Raw genomic sequence first — 6000 nt, 5'->3', positions numbered from 1 at the left:
CCCCCCCCCCCCCGCCACTCACATGCGAACGATGCGCACGTCTACAGACAGTTTACGCTGCGCGACGGTTTTGCGTCGCGTCGATCAGCGGCACGCCGGCGAGCTTCTGCAGCGCGTCGAAATCGATGTCCGAATAGATCTCGCGCACGGCGAGGCCTTCGGGCGTGACGTCGAACGCCGCGAGGTCGGTATAGATGCGGCCCACGCAGCCCACGCCCGTCACCGGGTACGAGCATTCGCTCACGAGCTTGCTTTCGCCTTGCTTGGTGAGCAGTTCCATCATCACGAACACCTGCTTGGCGCCGAGTGCGAGGTCCATCGCGCCGCCCACGGCCGGAATCGCGTCGGGCGCGCCGGTGTGCCAGTTCGCGAGGTCGCCATTGACCGACACCTGGAACGCGCCGAGCACGCAGTAGTCGAGGTGGCCGCCGCGCATCATCGCGAACGAGTCGGCGTGGTGGAAGAAGGCGCCGCCGGTGAGCAGCGTGACGTGCTGCTTGCCCGCGTTGATGAGCTCGTCGTCTTCTTCGCCGGGCGCGGGCGCCGGGCCCATGCCGAGCAGGCCGTTCTCGCTGTGCAGGAAGATTTCCTTGCTCGGATCGAGGTGATTGGCCACCAGCGTGGGCACGCCGATGCCGAGATTCACATACGCGCCTTCGGGAATGTCCGCGGCCACGCGCTTGGCCATTTCATCGCGATTCAGTCGTTTCATTGCCTCTCTCCGTTCCTTCAGGCTGCCTGGCCGCTTTGGTCGGCGTGCGCTTGATGCGCCGCTTGCGGCACTGCCACGACGCGTTGCACGAAAATGCCGGGCGTCACGATGTTTTCCGGATCGAGCTGACCGAGTTCGACGACCTCCGAAACCTGCGCGATGGCGACCTTCGCCGCGCTCGCCATGATCGGGCCGAAGTTGCGCGCGGTCTTGCGATAGACGAGGTTGCCCCAGCGATCGCCCTTGTACGCCTTGATGAGCGCGAAGTCGGCGTGCAGCGGCGCTTCGAGCACATAGTGACGGCCGTCGATCAGGCGCGTTTCCTTGCCTTCGGCCAGCTTCGTGCCGTAGCCCGTGGGCGTGAAGAAGCCGCCAATGCCGGCGCCGGCGGCGCGGATGCGCTCGGCCAGATTGCCTTGCGGCACGAGTTCGAGCTCGATTTCGCCGGCGCGATAGAGCGCGTCGAACACATACGAGTCGGTCTGGCGCGGGAACGAGCAAATGATCTTGCGCACACGCTTCGCGTTGAGCAGCGCGGCAAGACCGATGTCGCCGTTGCCCGCGTTGTTGTTGACGATGGTGAGGTCGCGCGCGCCCTGCTCGATGAGCGCGTCGATCAGTTCGGCGGGCATACCGGCCGTGCCGAAGCCGCCGATCATCACCGTGGCGCCGTCATGCACATCGGCCACGGCGGCTTGAAGGGAGTCGAAAATCTTGTTGATCATGCCTGTTCCTGAAAGCGATGCGCATCGCGGAAGGTCCACGTCACTCGATCGCGAAAAAGTTCTATATACGAACACTGATTCGTTTAGCGAACGTCCAGCGCATTATCGGAGTGGATTCAAGCGCTTGTCAAGGCGGGTCTACCCACACAGGCAATCTACTTCATGTCGGCGCTGGCAAGCGCCGGAACGCACGCGCTGCCCCTCCTTCAGGCCAGGCACGCTCGTGGGCACATACCCCAATATCCGGAATTCCGATTCATCGACTAGTCTTTATCCGATTTCGACATAGTCAGCGCCGCCGCCCTCGCCTCCATGCAAGACCTCGATCTGAATCTCATCCCCTTTCTCGTGGCCATGGAGGAGACGCGCAACGTGAGCCGCGCCGCCGAACGGCTCGGCGTCAGCCAGCCGCGCGCGAGCACGGCGCTCGGCAAGCTGCGCGAGTTCTTCGGCGACCCGCTCTTCGTGCGCACCTCGCGCGGCATGGAGCCCACGCCGCGCGCGCTCGGCCTGATTCCCGCCGCGCGCGACGCGCTGGTGCGCATCGAGAAAGGCATGCTGCAGGCGCAGGACTTCGATCCCGCCACGAGCACGCATACGTTCTCCATCGCGCTTTCCGACGTCGGCGAGATCGTGTTTCTACCGCGTCTCCTGCAGGTGTTCGCCGAACGCGCGCCCAACGCGAACCTGCGTTCGGTGTCGCTGCCGCCTGGCCAGGTCGAGCGCGGTCTCGAATCGGGCGACATCGATCTCGCGGTCGGTTACTTCCCCGACCTCGGCGGCAACAACTTTTTCCAACAGCGCCTCTTCACGCACCGCTTCATCTGCATGATGCGCAGCGGGCATCCGCTCGCGGGCAAAGCCATGACGATCGAGCAGTTTCTCGCCATGGGCCATGCCGTCGTGCGCGCCGAGGGACGCAGCCAGGAAGTGCTGGAGCAGTATCTGGAGAAAAGGCGCATGCGCCGCCGCGCCGTGCTCGAAACGCCTCACTTCATGAGCCTGCCGTTCATTCTCACGCGCTCCGATCTCATCGCGACCGTGCCGCATGCCATCGGCTTCGCCTATGTGTCCGAGCATGCATCGATCACGCTCGTCGAGCCGCCGCTGCAGTTGCCGCGTTTCGATCTCAAGCAGCACTGGCATCGCAAGTATCACAATGCGCCGCGTGGCGAATGGCTGCGCAGCATCGTGGCGGAACTGTTCAACGACGCCATGGACGAATGGCCCAAATGACCCCTCGCGCCAAGCACGGCAAAACATGAAACAATGGGCGCTCGTGGTGCACGCCAAAGCGGCGTACTCCCACCTGACAGGAGCCCATGCATGAGCGAAGAAAAAAAGGCCGGGAAATCGAAGCAAAGCGCGAAGCAAGGTACGACCCAAGCCGCGAAGCAACGCAAGAGCGCAGCGAGCACGACCGTCGCGCGCCCGTCACGCGCCGAAGCCGAGGACGCGGTACGCGTGCTGTTGCGCTGGGCCGGTGACGATCCCGCTCGCGAAGGGCTGCTCGATACGCCGGGTCGCGTCGTGCGCGCCTATGAGGAATTCTTCGCGGGCTATGAGGTCGATCCGCGCGAAATCCTGTCACGCACCTTCTCTGAGGTGGACGGCTACGACGAAATGATCGTGTTGAAGGACATCCGCTTCGAGAGCTACTGCGAGCATCACATGGTGCCGATCATCGGGCGCGCGCACGTGGCGTATTTGCCCGAGCATCGCGTGGTGGGCATCTCGAAGCTCGCGCGTCTCGTCGACGCGTTCGCGAAGCGTCTGCAGATCCAGGAGAAGATGACCGCACAGATCGCCGACACGCTCAATGAAATCCTCCAGCCCAAGGGCGTGGGCGTGATACTCGAAGCGGCGCATCAATGCATGTCTACGCGCGGCGTGCACAAGGCCGGTGTGGCGATGGTGACGTCGCGCATGCTCGGCACGTTCCGCACCGATCCTTCCACGCGCCGCGAGTTTCTCGCGATCGTCGGCAATCCGAGCGCGATGAGCGTCTCGAATACTTGATCGGAGCGCACAGACAAAGAACGGGACGGCGTGTCCCGTTCCCCTCCTCACTTGAGCGGACTTTCGTCGCCCCGCTCGATCTCGCGAATCTTGCCCTGGCGCACACTGCTGCCCGGCGGCACGCTATGCGTGAGCCACACGTTCCCGCCAATCACCGAGCCGCGCCCGATCGTCACGCGGCCGAGGATCGTCGCGCCGGCGTAGATCACCACGTCGTCCTCGACGATCGGATGGCGCGCATTGCCCTTCACGAGCGTACCGTCGAGGTCGGCCGCGAAGCTCTTCGCACCGAGCGTGACGGCCTGATATACACGCACGCGCTCGCCGATGATCGCCGTCTCGCCGATCACGACGCCCGTGCCGTGGTCGATGAAGAAGCTCGAACCGATCTGCGCGCCCGGGTGAATGTCGATGCCCGTTGCCGAATGCGCGATCTCGTTGATGAAGCGCGCGAGCAGCGGCACGCCGAGACGGTGCAGCGCATGCGCGAGCCGATGATGCGTCATGGCCCACACGCCCGGGTAGCACAGCAGGATCTCGGTGATGTGCTGCGCGGCCGGGTCGCCCGTGAACGCCGCCTGAATGTCGCTCACGAGCAGCGCGCGAATATCGGGCAGTTGCCGGCCGAACTCGCGTGCCACCTCGAATGCGCGCGCGCGCAGTTCGTCGTCGCTCGCCTGCGAGCTTTCCGGCAGGAAGCGCAGCGCGCGGCGAATCTGCTCGGCGAGCAGCCGCAAGGTGCTGTCGAGCGTATGGCCCACGTAGTAGTCGATGCTCTCGTCGGTCAGGTCGGGCGCGCCGTAATGCGTGGGAAAGAGCGCGGCGCGCAGGCCGGCCACGATGTTGACGACCGCGTCGCGTGACGGCAGTTCGCGGATGCCGAGCGGATGGCGCGTGCGGTGCCGCTCTTCACGCGACGCACGCAGGTCGGCGACGATCTGTTCGAGACCCCAGTCGGGGGAAGCAGCTTTGGACATGGTGATGCGGCAGCGGACGCAGGGGCCGTGCGGGAGTGAGTGTATCGACCCCAGAGATTACCGCGTTTTGCCGGAGTTCGCCGAAGCGTCCGCGGAGCCGGGCCAGGCCCGCGGGGCGCGCGCGTTCAGAGCGTGACCGTGCTCGCGTCGATCCAGCGCACGGCCCAGTCGCGCGCATGGGCGATGGCGGCCGCCTCATCGGAAAAGCGCAATTCGGCAGGGAAAAATCGGTTGGCAACGAGTTCGCCGTCGCTCGAGCGCGAAATCACCACATACGGTTGATACGTGCCGTCACCGGCACGCGCCGGTGCGCAATTCAGCAAATAGCCACGATGCGTAAATGCAGCGTCGAAGTGCATGTGTGTCACCCGCCCCTGACTGCCTCGTCCATTTTATTTGGCGCGTGCATTCAGGATCGTGCGGCAAAGCCACAGCATGAGCCCTCGCCCGGCCCATTAATCGAAAGCGCGCCAACTCGTTGAAAGAGGATCATACTCCTGGGAAAAAGCCCAAACCAACGAAAAAAATGCAACATCGCTGGAGGCGTTCTCCTGGCGAACCGGCTAGCTTTTCACCCCGATTCAAGGGTGCGGCGCTGCAGCGGAACGGCGCTTGCGGAATGGCCTGCTGAACGCAGGCACCCAGATCTTCCAAGGAGGAAGCATCATGAATCGTCCCGACGACATGCAAACAGCGAAGGTGGGAGATGTGAGCGCGTCGCCGTCGCGGCCGCGCAGCGCCGAACTCCACAACGACCGCACGCACGACAGTTCGGTCGACACCGACGGCAAGAACCGCGAGGCGGCGCGCCTGGCGGGCGAAGGCTGGATCGGCCCCGACGAGGTGACGACCAGCAACGCGACGCTCGTCAACAGCGTGGCCGAAGCCGATGACGGCCTGGCGGGTTTCGACAGCCGCAAGGGCGTGCACCGGCTGCCGATCGCGCTGGAGTCCGGCTACGAGGCCGTCGACCTCGGCATGAGTGCGCCCGAAGAGCCCGAAGACGCCGAGTGGCAGCGCAACGCCGCGCGCGAAGCAGGCGTGCGCCGCAGCCCGGGGCGCCTGCACTTCGCGGTCAACCACCTGCGACCGACACGCGTGATCGAGTTGCAGCGCAAGCCCTGAACAACGGTTCGCCGCTCACCATGCGGCGAATCGTTTGCGATTATCCAGGCGATATCGCAGCAATGGCGGATACGGACAGTATCCAGTCGAGTGCAGTTAAAACTCGAAATGAAAAGCCTGAAAATTAATGAAAGCCGATAAATCGCTAGCATTATCCCGGTGAGTTGCACGCTTTTGCCGCTTTCGAAATGCCGTCTGGCTTTATTTCGGCTCCGGCGCAATGCACTTTTTTCGTGCAGGCGCGCTTGTTCAGGAGACGCAGAATTCTCTCCGATGTCACCGAAATCTGACAGAAATGACCCCAGCAAAGCGGGAGGATTGCAGACGAGGGGGGATCAGATAGGAATTTAGTGATAAATTCTTACATCATAAGAAGCGAGGAGCGAGTGTCTGAGGGCTTGCCCCGCGATCTCGCCCAGCGCTGATGGAGAGTGTTGAACGT

The 6000-nt window shown here is 63.8% G+C and carries 7 protein-coding genes; 3 read left to right on the top strand and 4 right to left on the bottom strand.

The window, feature by feature from the left end:
• Positions 1-52: 52 nt before the first annotated feature.
• Both AB4Y40_RS39380 and AB4Y40_RS39375 read right to left on the bottom strand, forming a co-directional pair.
• Positions 53-712 carry a 3-oxoacid CoA-transferase subunit B gene (locus AB4Y40_RS39380; protein WP_042260188.1) on the bottom strand — a complete coding sequence of 220 codons (660 nt, stop codon included), beginning with the start codon at positions 710-712 and terminating at the stop codon, positions 53-55.
• Positions 713-729: 17 nt separating this feature from the next.
• Complete coding sequence (locus AB4Y40_RS39375) at positions 730-1437, bottom strand: 3-oxoacid CoA-transferase subunit A (protein WP_368692454.1); 708 nt, start codon at positions 1435-1437, stop codon at positions 730-732.
• 312 nt (positions 1438-1749) lie between these two features.
• Between AB4Y40_RS39375 and AB4Y40_RS39370 the strand changes: the two genes are divergently transcribed.
• Positions 1750-2673: a LysR family transcriptional regulator gene (locus tag AB4Y40_RS39370; protein ID WP_368692453.1), complete on the top strand. Its 924-nt coding sequence runs from the start codon at positions 1750-1752 to the stop codon at positions 2671-2673.
• A 90-nt stretch (positions 2674-2763) separates the two neighbouring features.
• Positions 2764-3456, top strand: coding sequence for a GTP cyclohydrolase I FolE (gene folE / locus AB4Y40_RS39365; protein ID WP_368692452.1), 693 nt, complete (start codon positions 2764-2766; stop codon positions 3454-3456).
• A gap of 47 nt (positions 3457-3503) precedes the next feature.
• On the opposite strand, the gene epsC is transcribed toward folE, so the two are convergent.
• Positions 3504-4433, bottom strand: coding sequence for a serine O-acetyltransferase EpsC (gene epsC, locus AB4Y40_RS39360; protein ID WP_368692451.1), 930 nt, complete (start codon positions 4431-4433; stop codon positions 3504-3506).
• 125 nt (positions 4434-4558) lie between these two features.
• The gene (locus AB4Y40_RS39355) at positions 4559-4792 is read right to left on the bottom strand and encodes a hypothetical protein (protein ID WP_028206369.1); all 234 of its coding nucleotides are present in this window, start codon (positions 4790-4792) and stop codon (positions 4559-4561) included.
• A 325-nt stretch (positions 4793-5117) separates the two neighbouring features.
• Between AB4Y40_RS39355 and AB4Y40_RS39350 the strand changes: the two genes are divergently transcribed.
• The gene (locus AB4Y40_RS39350) at positions 5118-5558 is read left to right on the top strand and encodes a DUF3005 domain-containing protein (protein ID WP_342924729.1); all 441 of its coding nucleotides are present in this window, start codon (positions 5118-5120) and stop codon (positions 5556-5558) included.
• Positions 5559-6000: the final 442 nt, after the last annotated feature.

Origin of the sequence: Paraburkholderia sp. EG287B (assembly GCF_040965595.1) — a bacterium.
In the GTDB taxonomy this organism is placed as follows: Bacteria; Pseudomonadota; Gammaproteobacteria; order Burkholderiales; family Burkholderiaceae; genus Paraburkholderia.
The sequence above is the reverse complement of the archived record's forward strand: the minus strand, read 5'-3'. Positions and strand labels throughout refer to the sequence as shown.

Excerpts from the sequence above, each read along its gene's own strand:
- AB4Y40_RS39380 (WP_042260188.1), bottom strand. The coding sequence starts at position 712 with ATGAAACGACTGAATCGCGATGAAATGGCCAAGCGCGTGGCCGCGGAC.
- AB4Y40_RS39375 (WP_368692454.1), bottom strand. The coding sequence starts at position 1,437 with ATGATCAACAAGATTTTCGACTCCCTTCAAGCCGCCGTGGCCGATGTG.
- AB4Y40_RS39370 (WP_368692453.1), top strand. The coding sequence starts at position 1,750 with ATGCAAGACCTCGATCTGAATCTCATCCCCTTTCTCGTGGCCATGGAG.
- folE (WP_368692452.1), top strand. The coding sequence starts at position 2,764 with ATGAGCGAAGAAAAAAAGGCCGGGAAATCGAAGCAAAGCGCGAAGCAA.
- epsC (WP_368692451.1), bottom strand. The coding sequence starts at position 4,433 with ATGTCCAAAGCTGCTTCCCCCGACTGGGGTCTCGAACAGATCGTCGCC.
- AB4Y40_RS39355 (WP_028206369.1), bottom strand. The coding sequence starts at position 4,792 with ATGCACTTCGACGCTGCATTTACGCATCGTGGCTATTTGCTGAATTGC.
- AB4Y40_RS39350 (WP_342924729.1), top strand. The coding sequence starts at position 5,118 with ATGCAAACAGCGAAGGTGGGAGATGTGAGCGCGTCGCCGTCGCGGCCG.